Genomic DNA, 14,895 nt, shown 5'->3' on the forward strand with positions numbered 1-14,895 from the left:
TATTTGAACAAGAGCTGATTTCACGGTACGTGTCTTGCGCTGGCACCCATACTTCAACGTCATATGTTTTAGCTGCAGAGAATCCCATATCACCCGTACATAAAACGATTGTGCGGTGTGGTAAGTTTAAGTTTCTTAAAACAGATTCTGCATTATTAGTCATTTTTTCTAATTCATCGTATGATGTTTCTGGTTTACTAAATTTCACCAATTCAACTTTGTGGAACTGGTGCATACGAATTAATCCTCTCGTATCACGTCCTGCACTTCCCGCTTCTGAACGGAATGATGGACTCATCGCTGTAAAGTAAACAGGCAAATCATCTTCAGATAAGATTTCATCACGGTAGTAGTTGGTTAGCGGTACTTCTGCTGTAGGAATCATTGAGAAGTTACGGTCGTCAACAACTGGGAAGACATCTTCTTTAAATTTAGGGAATTGTCCCGTTCCGAACATTGATTTCTCATTTACCAGATATGGTGGAATCATTTCTGTATAACCATGCTCACCTGTATGTAGGTCTAACATATAATTGTAGCACGCACGTTCTAGGCGAGCACCTAATCCTTTATAGAAGACAAAACGAGATCCTGTTACTTTAGCTGCACGTTCAAAGTCAAGAATACCTAAGTTTTCTGCAATGTCGTAGTGAGCTTTTGGTTCAAAGTCAAACTCACGTGCTGTTCCCCATACTCTTACTTCAACGTTTTGGTCTTCATCTTCACCAACGGGTACTGACTCGTTAGCAATATTAGGTAAGCGATTTGCGATATAGCTCGTTTTTTCTTCAATCTCTGCTAGATCAGCATCCAATTGCTTGATTTGGTCTCCTACTGTTTTCATTTCTGCGATTTCATTATCAGCATTTTCTTTGTTACGTTTTAAAGTAGCAATCTCTTGAGATACAGCATTACGACGTTGCTTTAGATTTTCTGTTTCGACAATTTTGTGGCGACGTTGCTCATCGAGGATTGTAAACTCCTTTAATAATGATTCATCTACCCCACGTTCCGCTAATTTACGGCTGATACTAGCGTAGTCATCTCTTAATTTCTTCATATCTAACATTTCTTTTCCCCCTTTTTTGTATAAAAAAAGCCACTCCATCCCTATCAATTGGGACGAAATGGCTGTAAGTTCGCGGTACCACCCAAGTTCAGCTGTACCTAGCACAGCTGCACTTTCAGACGATAACGGGTAGACCCGAAACAATTTAGTCAATGGTTATTGTTTTCATTGTTTGCTTCATGTGTGGATTCAATAAAGTAACACATCGGTTTTCACCAACCACCGATTCTCTACGCCTATTACAAATATTTACTAATCACATGCCTAGCTTCCTATTAAGTTGTTTTTATTTTACTAAACTGAATAGCAAAGGTCAATCAACTAGTTGAAAAAACCTGTTACAAAGTCAGTTACTGCGTTCCATCCTTTTGCGGTTGTGCTAGCAACCCATCTCCAAGCTAAGGCAAAGGGATTTGCCTTTTCAACAGTTGTTGCTACTGCAACACTAACTTCATCACTTTGTGAGCCCAAGTAACCTAAATCATCGCCCTCAATTGAGACAGCAACTTTACCAACAACTGTTCCTTTTTCGATAGGCGCTTCAATCATACCATCTTCATTAAGAAGATCTTTATTTAGTGTTAAGGCTGTATCAATTTGACGGTCTTCGGAAATTGGTGTGACAATCGTCAAGTCATCGCCGTAAATCAAGCCAACCTCTTCTTCCTTACCTTTAGCAACAGCAATGGTTCCTTCTGTCTCCACAGCTGAGCCATTTTCGATAACTGTTACTTTTTCAAAGTTATCAAAGGCAAAATCCATCAAACGGCTTGTTTCCATAAAACGTGTCTCATTGTCAGTTGCGCCTATTACAACAGTAATGATACGCATATCATTCTCAACAGCTGTTCCTGTAAATGAGGCTCCTGAATCGTCTGTTGTTCCTGTTTTTAGCCCATCTACGTTCTCTCGGTAGTAAATCATACCAGGAAGCATATAGTTGTAAGTCAACATATTGATTTCATCTTCTGAACCCTCCATAAAGGTTTTTTCTACGATAGAAGATGTTTCAATGATTTCTGGGTAGTCATCTAATAAATGGTCTGCTACTATAGCAACGCCACGAGCAGTCATATGATTTTCTGTATCAGTTGCTGCTCCCGGATACAATTCGCCGTATTGCTCAGCATAATCGTTTGGAAGGCCAGTTGAGTTATAGATGCTGTAGTCTGTTACGCCCCACTCATCTAGTTTAGCTGTCATCATATCAACAAAGTCAGCCTCTGACCCAGCAATCAATTCTGCCATAGCAATTGACGCACCGTTTGCTGAATAAATTAGCATCGCTTCATATAAGTCTTTTACAGTATATGTAAAATCAACTCGAAACGGTACATTCGATAATTCATAATCTTGGCTAATGCCTAATGCGTAGCTACTAATCGGAACTTGAGTATCCCAATTAATTTGTCCTGCTTCAATCGCTTCTAGTACCAAATAAACACTCATCATCTTTGTCATGGAAGCAATTCCTAAAGACTCATCACCGTTTTGGTTAAATAAAATTTTATTTGTTTCATTGTCGATAACGAAAGCTGCTTTCGCATCTACTGTAATAGGCTCTACTGCTGCAGAAGCTGCAGGTGCAAATAAAACACTGCTCGCTACCATAGCTGTTGAAAGAGCGCCGATTGTCCATTTTTTCAAGTGATTCATTTTCATTTCAATAACCTTCTCCATTTCAATTAGCATCTATAAATATATGTTGACCATTATGTTCATTCAAACATCCTTACTCATGGTATCGGAAATTGCTTAAAAAAACAACAACTTCCCTGCTTTTTTTGGCATTCAAACAAAAAAACTCGCTAACGGGTGGACCCGTACATAGCGAGTTAACAGCTCGTTTGTTTGAGAGGCAGATGCATCACAAACTTAGTTTCTTTATCGTTGGATTCAGCATAAATATAGCCGCCATGAAGCGACACAATACTCTGAGCAATAGCTAAACCTAAGCCGGTGCCACCCGTTTGTTGGGAACGTGAAGCTTCTACGCGGTAAAAGCGATTAAAGAGCTCGTCCAGTGATTCTTTGGGTATCATCTTACCATTGTTAATAACGGAGACAACGGCTTCTGAACCTACCTTATCGGCTTCGATCCGAATCAAGTTGCCATCTTTTCCATATTTTAAAGCATTTGAAATTAAGTTGTTAAACACGCGTGCCATTTTATCAACATCAAACTCAATTTGTAGCTCTTTGGTTTTCATCTCTACTTCAATAGCCATCTCTTTACGGCTGGATTCCAACTCGAACTCTGCAGCAATCTGTTCTAATAAACGGTCGAGTTTAACAGTTTGCACAGTCAAAGGAGTCGAGGTTTGCCTTACCTTGGTATATTCAAATAAATCATCAACCAGTACCTTCATCTGCAAAGACTTGGTGTAAGCAATATGAATATAACGTTTCAAGTCTTCTTCAGAGCTGTATTGTCCTTCTTCGATGAGTCCTAAGTAGCCAATAATAGATGTAAGTGGTGTTCTAATATCATGGCTGACATTCGTAATGAGTTCATCTTTAGATTGTTCAATTTTTCGTTCTTCTTCCATAGCCATAACCGTACTTTCAACAAGACGGTTAATACTATGAACAACATCATTCATATTTCCAGATAAATTAGCTTCGATGCGATGCTCAAAATTACCTGCCGCCACATAACGCAATTCATCCAAAACATGGCGCAGCTGCATTTGTTTATAGCGACGATACAACCGCCACCATGTAAATAGCATGGCAACAATAGTCGCTGTCACTAAGATAAAGCGACGGTAACGGACTAAGACCAAGTCAACGAATAACGTTAGTTCCCACAACGTATCCCACTTTAATAGTCCTGGTGGGGGAGATTGAACCACCCGATTGAAGATAAGGACCAACCCCATGTAGATAAAGTACATAATCCCCATGGTGACGATCGCTTCAAAGATGAGTTCCCCCAATTCTTTCTTCGTTAATTTTGTTTTCAACACACTATTGGCCTCTCTCACTCTGAAATCTTATAGCCTACGCCCCAGACGGTTTGAATCACTTTCTCGCCGGCTGTCGCTTTTTCAATTTTATCGCGTAAGTGACTAACATGGACCATCACGGTTTTAGCTGACACGATACTTTCTTGTAGCCAAACCCGTTCAAATATTTCGTCGGCACTAAATACGCGATTCGGGTTGCTTGCTAATAGATACAAAATACCGAATTCTAAAGCCGTTAATTGAATTTCCTTGCCTGTTAGTGTCTTTACTTCATGCGATTCCTTGGTAATGAGTAGCGGACCAATTTCAATCACACTCTGCTCATTTTCTTGTTGTGCCATTGAGGAGCGGCGCAACAATGATTTAATACGAGCCATAACTTCCAAAGGATTGAATGGTTTGGAAACATAGTCATCTGCTCCTGATGTCAGCCCTTGGATTTTATCCATATCGGTTGATTTAGCGCTAAGCATTAAAACGGGAATATGGTTATCTTGATCTCTTAGTTCTTTTAATACACTAATGCCGTCTTTTTTAGGCATCATCACATCAAGAATAATTAATTGGATATCTAAGTTTTGTTTTAAGAGTTGCAAAGCCTCCATACCGTTATAAGCCTTTATTGCTTCGTAACCTTCGTTTTTACTATATATACTCAAAAGCTCAACGATTTCATGATCGTCATCCACTATCAAAATCTTTGCCATGCTTACACCTCTTTTTCTGTTTTTGTCTACTTATTTTAACAAATGAAAGTAAAGGAATAATTAAGAAAATAACAATTTTATACAATGATTATAGCATAGAGAGTGTGACAAAAGGCGTTTAGCTCCGAATCGTTGGACCGAAAAAACGCAGGGTAGTCGTAGACCATTCGAGTATTGTTCGGCTAACGCATGTCGGGGCTGCCTTTTGGAACACCTTTGCGCTATAAATAGACAAGACTAAGAAAAGCGGACAAGTCCGCCTTGGCCTATGAAAAAATAGGACATTTGACCCTGAATTGTCAGGAGACTTCACGCTTCAGCGGGTTAGTCGAATGATATGCGTTAGCGAGCAGCGAAGCGCGCAATGGGGCAAATTTATCTTTTTTTCACTAGGTCAGGACTTGGGAGCTAGACATTGATGGCTGAACTTATAATCCCCTAGTCTACTAAAAAAGATGCTGGGATTTTATCCCAGCATCTCATCTCGATTATCTATTAATCGAATAGTTTGGTGCTTCTTTTGTAATATGCACATCATGTGGGTGAGACTCGATTAGGCCAGCACCTGACATACGAATAAATTGGGCATTTTCGCGTAACTCTGCTAAGTTACCAGCACCAACGTAACCCATTCCTGAACGGATTCCGCCTAATAATTGGAAAATAATATCGCCGGCAGCACCTTTGTAAGCGACGCGACCTTCAATACCTTCTGGTACAAGTTTCTTGGCTTCGTTAACGCCACCTTGGAAGTAACGGTCACTTGACCCTTTTTCCATAGCTGCTAGACTTCCCATTCCGCGGTAAGTTTTAAAACGACGACCTTGGAAAATTTCGAATTCACCTGGTGACTCATCTGTACCTGCTAACATACTACCTAACATAACGGCATGACCACCAGCTGCCATCGCTTTAACGATGTCGCCTGAATACTTGATCCCACCATCGGCAATAATAGTCTTGCCGTACTCACGAGCCACACCAGCAGCGTCATAGATTGCCGTAATTTGTGGAACTCCAACACCTGCAACAACGCGTGTTGTACAAATTGAACCAGGTCCAATCCCTACTTTTACAACATCAACACCGGCATCATAAAGCGCGCGTGTTCCTTCAGCAGTTGCGACATTCCCAGCAATTAAGGTTGCTTCTGGGAATTGAGCACGGATTTCTTTTATTTTACGGAGTACACCAGCACTATGGCCATGAGCCGTATCAATGACAATTGCATCTGCGCCAGCATCTAACAAGGCTTGCGCACGTTCAAAGGTATCACTCGTCACACCAACTGCCGCAGCTACTACTAAACGACCATGCTCATCCTTAGCAGAGTTAGGGAATTCAATCACGCGCTCAATGTCTTTAATGGTGATTAAACCAGCTAAACGCCCTTCTTCATCGACAAGCGGTAATTTTTCAATTTTATATTTTTGAAGCATACGCTCTGCTTCTTTTAGAGAGGTACCTACAGGTGCAGTCACTAAGCGCTCTTTCGTCATGACCTCACCAATCGGTACTTGGTAGTCCTCAATAAAGCGTAAATCACGGTTCGTTAAAATCCCAACCAAGGCACGCTCTTCCATATCATTAACAACGGGTACACCGCTAATACGGTATTTACTCATCAATGCTTCTGCTTCAGATGCTAAATGATCTGGTGTTAAGAAAAAGGGATCAATAATTACGCCACTCTCTGAACGTTTTACTTTGCGAACCTCATCAGCTTGCGCTTTAATGGACATGTTTTTATGAATAACCCCTAATCCACCTTGACGTGCCATCGCGATTGCCATCTCAGCTTCGGTAACAGTATCCATACTCGCACTCATAATCGGTACATTTAATAGAATATTTTTAGCTAATTGAACTGATACGTCAATATCATTTGGCAACACGTGACTTTCTGCGGGTACTAAAAGCACATCATCAAACGTAAAACCTTCTTTTGCAAATTTTGATTCCCAGTTAGACATCCTAATATCTCTCTCCTTTTTCGCTACAATTTTTTAATGACTAACTTAACACCCATTCAAGGCCGAGTCAAGAATAAAGTGAAAAATCTCATTTTTTATTTTTTAAAAAGTTATCGTTCGGTTTTTGACCCAATATTGCTGCCTTCCATTCTTGTTTTTTATAATTTGTTCGTGTTTCACTTGTTTCGAGAAATAGAAAAAGAAGCTTGGCATCTGCCAAACTTCTTCTTATTTATTAGAAAATACCGCCTGTGATGCGTAGTCTTTTCTTAAAGTAAATCTTAGCTGCAAAGCCCACACCTGCAATGATCAAGTAGGCAACTGCTGGCAACGCACGATTAATGCTTACTGGAATAAAGGCTGTTGCTAAGGTCATGGCTAACATCCATATTAACATTGCCCCTGTTGTTGCAAGAATATACTTACCATAGCCACGTTTACCCTTTGGTGCATCAGGGTTCGGCGTAAATTTAGAAATGATTAACATCGCTAAACCACCAATGATAAAGTTAATCAGCAAGCTGATAATCCCCATCCCTTTTTGTGCATCTGCTCCATCTGCTGTAAACAAGCTAATACCTGATATTAAGGCAAACATAGAGCCTAATAATAAACCACCATCCATAGCAATTAAGAAGTCTGACGAGCGTCCAGGTGCTTTTTCCGGTTGTTGAAGAATACGTTCTGCGCATTCAGAAACTGTTCCGTATAATTGGCGTGCTGTCACACCTGTTTTTTGATTTTCTGCTAATTCTGTCATCATTTGATTGTAGAGCGTCGCACGTTTATCATCATCGTAATTCGCTGCTGTTAACACTTTGTCTAAACCAAGCATATATTGTTCGTTACGTTTTGTTAACTGTTCCCACAATGCCGTGTTTGCTGCTTGTAGTTCTTCTTTGGTTTGTTGCGTATTCGTTTCTGCCACTTTGCAGTCCTCCTAGGATGATCTCTTATACGTTAAAGCGGAAAAGCATAACATCGCCATCAGCAACGATATAGTCTTTTCCTTCTTGGCGAACGCGTCCCGCTTCTTTTGCAGCTGACATATTTCCGTAAGATACTAAATCATCGTACGACACTGTTTCTGCACGGATAAAACCACGTTCAAAGTCAGAGTGGATAATACCTGCTGCTTGCGGTGCTTTCATACCCAATGTGAATGTCCAAGCACGCACTTCTTGTTCGCCAGCAGTAAAGTAAGTTCCTAGTCCTAATAGCGTGTATGCCTTTTGAATCAATTGGTCTAAACCAGACTCTTCAATTCCCATTTCTGCTAAGAATTCAGCTTTTTCTTCATCATCTAAATCAGCTACTTCTTCTTCAATACGGGCACTTACGGTAACAACCTCTGCCCCTTCAGACGCTGCAAATTCACGAACCTCTTTTACCATGTCGTTGTCTTCGCCAGCCATCACATCTTCTTCAGAAATGTTAGCTACATAAAGAACAGGTTTCGTTGTTAATAGGAACAAGCCTTTAACAATGACTTCCTCTTCAGGCGTTACTTCAACCGTACGGGCTGGTTTTCCAGCTTCCAAGGCGGTCTTCATTTTATCAAGAACGGCTAATTCTTGTAACGCTTCTTTGTCTTTCGTGCGGGCAATTTTACTTACGCGTGTATGGCGCTTGTCAACTGACTCCAGGTCAGCAAGAATCAATTCTAAGTTGATCACTTCAATATCATCTAACGGACTTACTTTACCACTAACGTGAGTAATGTTCTCATCTTCAAAACAACGCACCACATGACAAATAGCATCCACTTGGCGGATGTTTGCGAGGAATTTATTTCCCAATCCTTCACCCTTGCTGGCACCTTTTACAATTCCGGCAATATCGGTAAATTCAAATGTTGTTGGTACAGTTTTCTTTGGTTTAACTAATTCTGTTAATTTATTTAGACGGCTGTCAGGTACTTCAACCACACCGACGTTTGGATCAATGGTCGCAAACGGATAGTTCGCGGCTTCGACTCCTGCTTTTGTAATTGCATTGAATAAAGTAGACTTACCAACGTTTGGTAGCCCTACAATTCCAGCTGTTAATGACATACGTTCCCACTCTTTCTATTATTAAGCTTTTTGTTACGATTCAGCAACGGCAGCTTTAATTAGTACTTTTTTCATTTTTTTCTCAAAATCACGGCGTGGCATCAAAACCATTTGACCGCATTTATGACATTTGATGCGGATATCCATCCCCATCCGAATGATTTTCCATGAGTTACTCTGGCAGGGATGCGGCTTTTTCATCTCAACAACATCATGAAGGTCATACTCTTTGTGATTCATTTGCTGAAACACCCCTTTCTAATCATCAAAATCAACATTTAATAATTCTAAAATACGATCGAGATCGTTTGGTGATAAGTATTCAATTTCAATCTTTCCTTGTTCACCTTTTGGCGTAATCTGGACGGATGTCCCAAAACGATCCATCAAACGCTCTTCACTCTCCAAAATATAAGATGGTTTTGCAATCTTTTGACGTTGTTTCTTTTCTTTCGTCTCAGTTGGCTCTGTCATCTGTTGCACCAGTAGTTCCAATTGACGAACAGTAATACCGTCTTGAACAACTCGTTTAGCCAGTTCACTCATCTGTTTTTGGTCTTTTAATCCTAACAAGGTTCGCGCTTGTCCCATTGTTAAATCGCCATTTCGAAGCAACACCTTTACGTCTTCGGGCAAAGTTAACAAGCGTAAGTAGTTTGCAATGTATGGACGACTCTTGCCAACACGTTCTGCAACTTGAGCTTGTGTTAGTTTCAATTTATCACTCATCATTTGGTAAGCTTCGGCCTCTTCTAAGGGTGATAGATCTTCACGTTGTAAGTTCTCAATCACTGCAATCTCAATCATTGCTTGCTCGTCAAACTCACGGATAATGGCTGGTATACTTTCTTTCCCTGCTAAGCGAGACGCACGAACACGGCGCTCACCGACAATGATTTCATACCCTTTTACGCTTGATTGACGCAAAATAATCGGTTGAAAGACACCATTTAATTGGATCGAATCGGCTAACTCTTTTAGAGCCTCTTCGTCAAAAGTTTTACGCGGTTGGTAAGGGTTGGGGCGAATGTCATCTAAGCTAATTTCTTGAACCTGTTCTGTTTTCTCGTCAATTTGTTCAATATCTTCAAAACTACTGAATAGTGCGTCAATGCCGCGGCCCAAGCCTTTGCTATTTTTATTCGCCATCTGCTAACACTTCCTTTGCTAGTTCTAGGTAAACTTCCGCTCCTTTTGAACGAATATCATAGTCGATAATAGACTGACCATAACTTGGTGCTTCAGAGAGACGAACATTACGTGGAATAATGGTCTTATAAACTTTCTCTTTGAAATACTTCTTCACTTCTTCAACGACTTCAAACCCTAAATTTGTGCGGGCATCCAACATTGTTAGTAACACACCTTCAATTTTCAAATCTTTGTTAAAGTGCTTTTGCACTAAACGGAAGGTATTCAGTAACTGACTCAATCCTTCAAGGGCATAGTATTCACATTGAACAGGAATTAAGACAGCATCACTTGCTGTAAAGGCATTAATGGTCAAGTGACCTAATGATGGCGGACAATCAATGAAGACATAATCATAGTCATCTTTTAAATCTGCCAATGCCTTACTCAATCTTGCTTCTCGATGGGGTTGATTAGTTAATTCAATCTCCGCTCCTGCCAACTGAATCGTTGCTGGCACTACCCATAAATTCTCACGTGAAGAAGGTTGAACGGCATCTGCGATTGAAATCTGGTTAACCAAAACATCATAAATATCCTTGTCTACATCTGCTTTTGAAATTCCTAATCCACTTGTTGCATTCCCCTGTGCATCACTGTCAATCAGCAATACTTTTTTTCCTGAGTATGCTAATGCTGCTGCTAGGTTGACAGTAGTGGTTGTTTTACCAACACCACCTTTTTGGTTTGCAACTGCAATGATCCGTGCCATTTACTTTCCTCCAGTTCTTCTTAGTCAAAATAAAAAAAGAGAAAAAATGTTAATGAGCATCTTTTCTCTTACGCATTCTTCAAAATGACTGCATCATTTATCGCTCATGTATAGTTTCTAAAATACTTAATAGGAAGCTCGTCCTCATATACCAACTTATTGTACCAAAAAGCTTGTTAAAAAAATACCCTTTCGCTTGCTTTATTGGCTTATAGTGGGCTCTTATTTGGTGTTCCTGGTTTTCTTGGGTACTTTTTAGGTGTTTCTTTTGTTTTGTTAATCATAACGATGTGGCGTTCACCAGCATCTAATGGCAAGTCAAAGGCGTAATCCTCTTCAATTTTACCACCTAGTGTTGCGATCGCTTTTTTTGCATCATCCAATTCAGCTTGTGAACTTGCTGCCTTCATCGCTACAAAGTAGCCGCCTTTTTTAACTAATGGCAAGCACAGCTCACTCAACACACTCATTCTCGCAACAGCGCGAGCTGTTACAAAGTCATACTGTGCTCTAAATCTTGGATTTTGACCAAATGTTTCAGCACGGTCATGGAAGCAAGAGACACCACTTAAGCCTAATTCATCAATTAGCAGTTGTAAAAATTGGATTCGTTTATTTAATGAATCAACAATCGTTACTTTTATTTCTGGAAAAGCAATTTTTAATGGAATACTTGGGAAACCTGCACCAGCTCCCACATCACATAAGGAAATCGGTGTTTGAAAGGCCTCAACATGTAACCCTAATGTGACAGAATCATAGAAGTGTTTTAAATAAACTTCTTCTTTCTCTGTAATTGCTGTTAAATTAATTTTTTCATTCCACTCAACAAGCAATTCATAATAACGTTGATATTGTGCCATTTGCTGGTCGTTTAAGTTAACGCCCGCTTCTGCAAGTGCGTCTTTAAATTGTTCTGGATTCATTTATTATTCCCTCATTCTGTTAATGTCAATGTTGCTGAAACGGCTTGCCCGCTAATTTGTTTAATAAGGCGGTAGTTTCCTTCATTCAGCGTATTCTTATCTAATAAGTCAAAGCTAATCGTTTCATTGTTTTCACTGTTTGCTTCCAAAATATAAGCAATCATAATCCAAGATACTTCTCCTTCAAAAGGCACCTCATACCACTCACCCGCTATTTCTTTTTCCAGTTTAAACTCAACCCCGTAAGAGTGTTCTTCATTGGATTCATTTTTGATGGTTAGTGCGATTGATTCGGTTGTTACAGGATATTCAGTCGGTGTCACTAGCATAGTCACACCATCCAATTGATTTAAGTCTGAATCTTGATAGGCTGATGGTTCTAAATCTACCGTTTTTTGACAAGCAGACAGGAAAGCAAGCAACAATAAAACCGTAAGGATAAACGCATTTTTCTTTTGAAGAATCATTTCTGTTCACGTCCTTTTTAGAGTAGCTGACTTTTTCCTTTCTATTATACATGAATGTTATGGTAAATGGACCCTCCTATTTAACACTAATCATTTTAAAAGTAAAAATCGAGTGTTTTCATAACTATATTTATATTCAATTATTAGACATCGTTCCGTATTTTTGTTATAATTCTATAGTAGAAATCAAGATATACTCAAAAAGAGTGTTCATTTATTATCTTTCGAAAGGAGTTTTGTGTATTGAACGCACTAACAGAAAAATTTAGAGAAATAGCCATTGGCGTTCTCCCAATTGTGGGGACTGTTCTCTTATTACACTTTTTTGTCACACCGCTAGAAGGCGTCATTCTTGGCCGTTTCTTGCTCGGTTCTGCATTAATTTTAATTGGTATGCCACTTTTCTTGCTCGGCGTTGATATCAGTATTAGTCCGATTGGCGAAGATATGAGTCACTCTCTCATTCAAACCAATAAGATGAAAATAGTTGTTCTCGGCAGCTTCCTTTTTGGTTTTATTATTTCAGTCGCTGAACCCGATCTTCATATTTTAGCTAAGCAAGTCAGTGTTGTAACGAATCATTTAATTCCACAAATGCTACTTGTGATTGTCGTGTCCTTAGGGATTGGTCTGTTAATCGCTCTGGGTATGTATCGTATTTTAAAACGCATCCCCTTGAACCGCTTCATGACCATCATTTACGGACTTATTTTTATTTTAGCCCTATTTTCAAGCGGGGATTTCTTAGCGATTGCCTTTGATGCTTCCGGATCAACAACTGGTTCGGTAACGGTTCCCTTTATGCTTGCGATGGCAGCCGGAGCTTCTGCTATTACCCGTAGTGGTAGCCAAGAGGATTCGGATAGCTTCGGTCTATTAGGGATTGCGTCTTCTGGTGCAATCGTGGGTGTTTTATTAATGGGGATTATTGGTGGAAAAGGTGAACTAACCGGCGCTCTGCCGCTAGATGAGGTGGCCTCTGGGTCAGTTATCAGTGCCTTTACTCAAATGATTCCATCGACTGCTATGGAATCGTTACTGTCTCTTTTACCCGTTCTTGCTTTGTTTTTAATTGTCAATGCGATTAGTTTGAAAAAGAAAAAACGTGAGCTACAACGTATTGCCGTTGGTTTGTTTTATACTGTTGTCGGCTTAATTTTATTCTTAACTGGGGTAAATGCCGGCTTCATGGATGCCAGCCGTCGTTTAGGCTTTTTACTGGCTGAAAACCACTCTGCTTTCTTCGTTATTTTAGTGGGTGCCGTCTTCGGTATTCTCACTATTCCGGCCGAGCCGTCTGTTTACATTTTGAACAAACAAATCGAACGTGAAACAACCGGTGCGATTAAATCACGTACGGTCATGATCAGTCTCTGTATTGGTGTTGGTGCAGCAGTTGGCTTGTCTATTTTACGGATTATGGTGCCAGCCTTGCAACTTTGGCATATCCTATTACCAGGTATGATTATTGCCATCGTTCTTTCTTATTTCGTTCCCGATATTTTCGTTGGGATTGCTTATGATTCCGGCGGTGTTGCTGCAGGTACGATGACGGCTACCTTCATCCTTCCTTATACGCAAGGTATTGCTGAATCTTACCCAATGGCGAATGTCTTAACCGATGGCTTTGGTGTGATTGCTCTAGTTGCTATTACGCCGATTATTACGGTACAATTGCTAGGTTGGATTTATCGACTACGCACCAAAAATGATCATCAAAAAACGGAGGGTGAGGTTTATGAATAAAGAAATGCTGTCACAAACGAATCTTTCTGAATTAGACCAGAACTACACGCTATTAACTGTCATCGTTAATCAAAACAAAGCTGAAAAAATTACCCAATATGCCAAGCGAATTGGGATTAAACGCTATACTAGTTTCCGCGGTAAAGGAACGGCAACAAGTGCCATTTTACAAATGCTAGAAATTAGTGACATCAACCGCGAAGTGATTATCTTTATCATTCCGACTGTTCAAGTCGATGAAATGATGGCAAAGTTAACGGAGAAATTCCATTTCGAGAAACCGAGTCAAGGGATTCTCTTTACAGTCAAGTTATCGCACGTACTTGGTATTACTCACAAAGCGCCAGAAAATAGCGTTCCCGACACCAACCTTCACACCGATTTAATTGGGATGTGTACGATTGTTGATAAGGGACTAGCTAGCGACGTCTTGGATGTTTGCAACCGTGATAGTTTCCTAGGTGGAACGATTCTGCCAGCTCACGGCTCTGCTCGTGAATCGGTTAAAATTTTTAACTTTGCGATTGAACCGGAAAAGGAACTAGTTTTAATGCTTATTCCAGTAAATAAGGCCAACGACATGAAAAATCGATTGGTTGAAAAATTGAACTTAACGGATAAAAATTCCGGTATCTTCTTTACCTTTGCCATCGATCAAGTCAGAGGCCTGAAGAAAAAAGAAGGCTACGAAGATAGCGAACATGATATTAAAGAACGACTAGCTGACTGGGAACATGAAGAAGCGCATTACGATGCGATTTGGACTATTGTGCCAGAAGGTTATGACGGTGATGTCGTACGAGCTGCTGAAAAAGGTGGCTCACAAGGTGCAACCATTCTTTCTGCAAGAGGTGCCCATGTTCGTGACCATAGCTTGATGATTGCTGATATTGAACCGGAACGTGAAGTGGTCATTGTGATTACAAAACGTGACGCAACGTATGGTATTTGTAAAGAAATCAACGAGAAATTCCGTTTGGATGATCCCGGTCAAGGTGTTGTTTTCGTCTTCCCTATTCATGAGCCAGTTGGTTTGTTAAATAAATAAAAATAAGATTACTTGGGGCGCCAGCTAGATAAA

At 40.1% G+C, this 14,895-nt stretch carries 14 protein-coding genes and 1 other annotated feature (1 of these 15 cut by a window edge); of the genes, 2 read left to right on the forward strand and 12 right to left on the reverse strand.

The window, feature by feature from the left end; all coding sequences use genetic code 11:
• The 12 genes from serS to BW721_RS07965 form a co-directional block, all read right to left on the reverse strand.
• A protein-coding gene (gene serS, locus BW721_RS07910) for a serine--tRNA ligase (RefSeq protein ID WP_076767669.1) crosses the window boundary here: on the reverse strand, positions 1 to 1,069 show its 5' portion. The gene continues 233 nt to the left of window position 1, outside the view; only the first 1,069 of its 1,302 coding nucleotides appear in the window; its start codon is at positions 1,067 to 1,069; the stop codon falls past the left edge of the window.
• Positions 1,070 to 1,115: 46 nt separating this feature from the next.
• Positions 1,116 to 1,343: a binding site (T-box leader), on the reverse strand.
• A 47-nt stretch (positions 1,344 to 1,390) separates the two neighbouring features.
• On the reverse strand, positions 1,391 to 2,731 hold the full coding sequence (locus tag BW721_RS07915; RefSeq protein ID WP_076767671.1) for a serine hydrolase: 1,341 nt from the start codon (positions 2,729 to 2,731) through the stop codon (positions 1,391 to 1,393).
• A 173-nt stretch (positions 2,732 to 2,904) separates the two neighbouring features.
• Positions 2,905 to 3,975: a sensor histidine kinase gene (locus BW721_RS07920; RefSeq protein WP_083686916.1), complete on the reverse strand. Its 1,071-nt coding sequence runs from the start codon at positions 3,973 to 3,975 to the stop codon at positions 2,905 to 2,907.
• Positions 3,976 to 4,052: 77 nt separating this feature from the next.
• Positions 4,053 to 4,745 carry a response regulator transcription factor gene (locus BW721_RS07925; protein WP_076767675.1) on the reverse strand — a complete coding sequence of 231 codons (693 nt, stop codon included), beginning with the start codon at positions 4,743 to 4,745 and terminating at the stop codon, positions 4,053 to 4,055.
• Positions 4,746 to 5,233: 488 nt separating this feature from the next.
• The gene (gene guaB / locus BW721_RS07930) at positions 5,234 to 6,718 is read right to left on the reverse strand and encodes an IMP dehydrogenase (RefSeq protein WP_076767677.1); all 1,485 of its coding nucleotides are present in this window, start codon (positions 6,716 to 6,718) and stop codon (positions 5,234 to 5,236) included.
• Positions 6,719 to 6,953: 235 nt separating this feature from the next.
• The gene (locus BW721_RS07935; RefSeq protein ID WP_076767679.1) at positions 6,954 to 7,646 is read right to left on the reverse strand and encodes a DUF1129 domain-containing protein; all 693 of its coding nucleotides are present in this window, start codon (positions 7,644 to 7,646) and stop codon (positions 6,954 to 6,956) included.
• A 25-nt stretch (positions 7,647 to 7,671) separates the two neighbouring features.
• A complete protein-coding gene (gene ychF / locus BW721_RS07940; protein ID WP_076767681.1) occupies positions 7,672 to 8,772 on the reverse strand; it encodes a redox-regulated ATPase YchF in 1,101 nt (366 codons plus the stop codon).
• A 33-nt stretch (positions 8,773 to 8,805) separates the two neighbouring features.
• Positions 8,806 to 9,012, reverse strand: a complete 207-nt coding sequence (locus BW721_RS07945; protein ID WP_076767683.1) for a DUF951 domain-containing protein — start codon at positions 9,010 to 9,012, stop codon at positions 8,806 to 8,808.
• A gap of 18 nt (positions 9,013 to 9,030) precedes the next feature.
• Positions 9,031 to 9,921 carry a ParB/RepB/Spo0J family partition protein gene (locus BW721_RS07950; RefSeq protein WP_076767684.1) on the reverse strand — a complete coding sequence of 297 codons (891 nt, stop codon included), beginning with the start codon at positions 9,919 to 9,921 and terminating at the stop codon, positions 9,031 to 9,033.
• Entirely contained in the window at positions 9,911 to 10,675 is a 765-nt protein-coding gene (locus BW721_RS07955; protein ID WP_076767686.1) for a ParA family protein, read from the reverse strand. The genes BW721_RS07950 and BW721_RS07955 overlap by 11 nt, the downstream gene beginning before the upstream one ends.
• Before the next feature lie 209 nt (positions 10,676 to 10,884).
• On the reverse strand, positions 10,885 to 11,601 hold the full coding sequence (gene rsmG / locus BW721_RS07960) for a 16S rRNA (guanine(527)-N(7))-methyltransferase RsmG (protein WP_076767688.1): 717 nt from the start codon (positions 11,599 to 11,601) through the stop codon (positions 10,885 to 10,887).
• Positions 11,602 to 11,612: 11 nt separating this feature from the next.
• Positions 11,613 to 12,068: an immunoglobulin-like domain-containing protein gene (locus BW721_RS07965; RefSeq protein WP_076767690.1), complete on the reverse strand. Its 456-nt coding sequence runs from the start codon at positions 12,066 to 12,068 to the stop codon at positions 11,613 to 11,615.
• A gap of 243 nt (positions 12,069 to 12,311) precedes the next feature.
• Here BW721_RS07965 and BW721_RS07970 point away from each other — a divergent pair, with 243 nt between their 5' ends.
• Together BW721_RS07970 and BW721_RS07975 are read left to right on the forward strand one after the other, a co-directional pair.
• Positions 12,312 to 13,814: a DUF1538 domain-containing protein gene (locus BW721_RS07970; RefSeq protein ID WP_076767692.1), complete on the forward strand. Its 1,503-nt coding sequence runs from the start codon at positions 12,312 to 12,314 to the stop codon at positions 13,812 to 13,814.
• Positions 13,807 to 14,862: a P-II family nitrogen regulator gene (locus tag BW721_RS07975; protein ID WP_076767694.1), complete on the forward strand. Its 1,056-nt coding sequence runs from the start codon at positions 13,807 to 13,809 to the stop codon at positions 14,860 to 14,862. Before BW721_RS07970 ends, BW721_RS07975 begins: the two co-directional genes overlap by 8 nt.
• The last annotated feature ends 33 nt before the right edge of the window (positions 14,863 to 14,895 follow it).

Origin of the sequence: Jeotgalibaca sp. PTS2502 (assembly GCF_001975685.1) — a bacterium.
GTDB classification, from domain to species: Bacteria; Bacillota; Bacilli; order Lactobacillales; family Aerococcaceae; genus Jeotgalibaca; species Jeotgalibaca arthritidis.

Bases quoted from the DNA above. Each gene is read 5' to 3' on its own strand.
- BW721_RS07925 (WP_076767675.1), bottom strand. From the start codon at position 4,745: ATGGCAAAGATTTTGATAGTGGATGACGATCATGAAATCGTTGAGCTT.
- BW721_RS07915 (WP_076767671.1), bottom strand. From the start codon at position 2,731: ATGAAAATGAATCACTTGAAAAAATGGACAATCGGCGCTCTTTCAACA.
- BW721_RS07975 (WP_076767694.1), top strand. From the start codon at position 13,807: ATGAATAAAGAAATGCTGTCACAAACGAATCTTTCTGAATTAGACCAG.
- guaB (WP_076767677.1), bottom strand. From the start codon at position 6,718: ATGTCTAACTGGGAATCAAAATTTGCAAAAGAAGGTTTTACGTTTGAT.
- rsmG (WP_076767688.1), bottom strand. From the start codon at position 11,601: ATGAATCCAGAACAATTTAAAGACGCACTTGCAGAAGCGGGCGTTAAC.
- ychF (WP_076767681.1), bottom strand. From the start codon at position 8,772: ATGTCATTAACAGCTGGAATTGTAGGGCTACCAAACGTTGGTAAGTCT.
- BW721_RS07945 (WP_076767683.1), bottom strand. From the start codon at position 9,012: ATGAATCACAAAGAGTATGACCTTCATGATGTTGTTGAGATGAAAAAG.
- BW721_RS07920 (WP_083686916.1), bottom strand. From the start codon at position 3,975: ATGGGGATTATGTACTTTATCTACATGGGGTTGGTCCTTATCTTCAAT.
- BW721_RS07955 (WP_076767686.1), bottom strand. From the start codon at position 10,675: ATGGCACGGATCATTGCAGTTGCAAACCAAAAAGGTGGTGTTGGTAAA.
- BW721_RS07965 (WP_076767690.1), bottom strand. From the start codon at position 12,068: ATGATTCTTCAAAAGAAAAATGCGTTTATCCTTACGGTTTTATTGTTG.
- BW721_RS07950 (WP_076767684.1), bottom strand. From the start codon at position 9,921: ATGGCGAATAAAAATAGCAAAGGCTTGGGCCGCGGCATTGACGCACTA.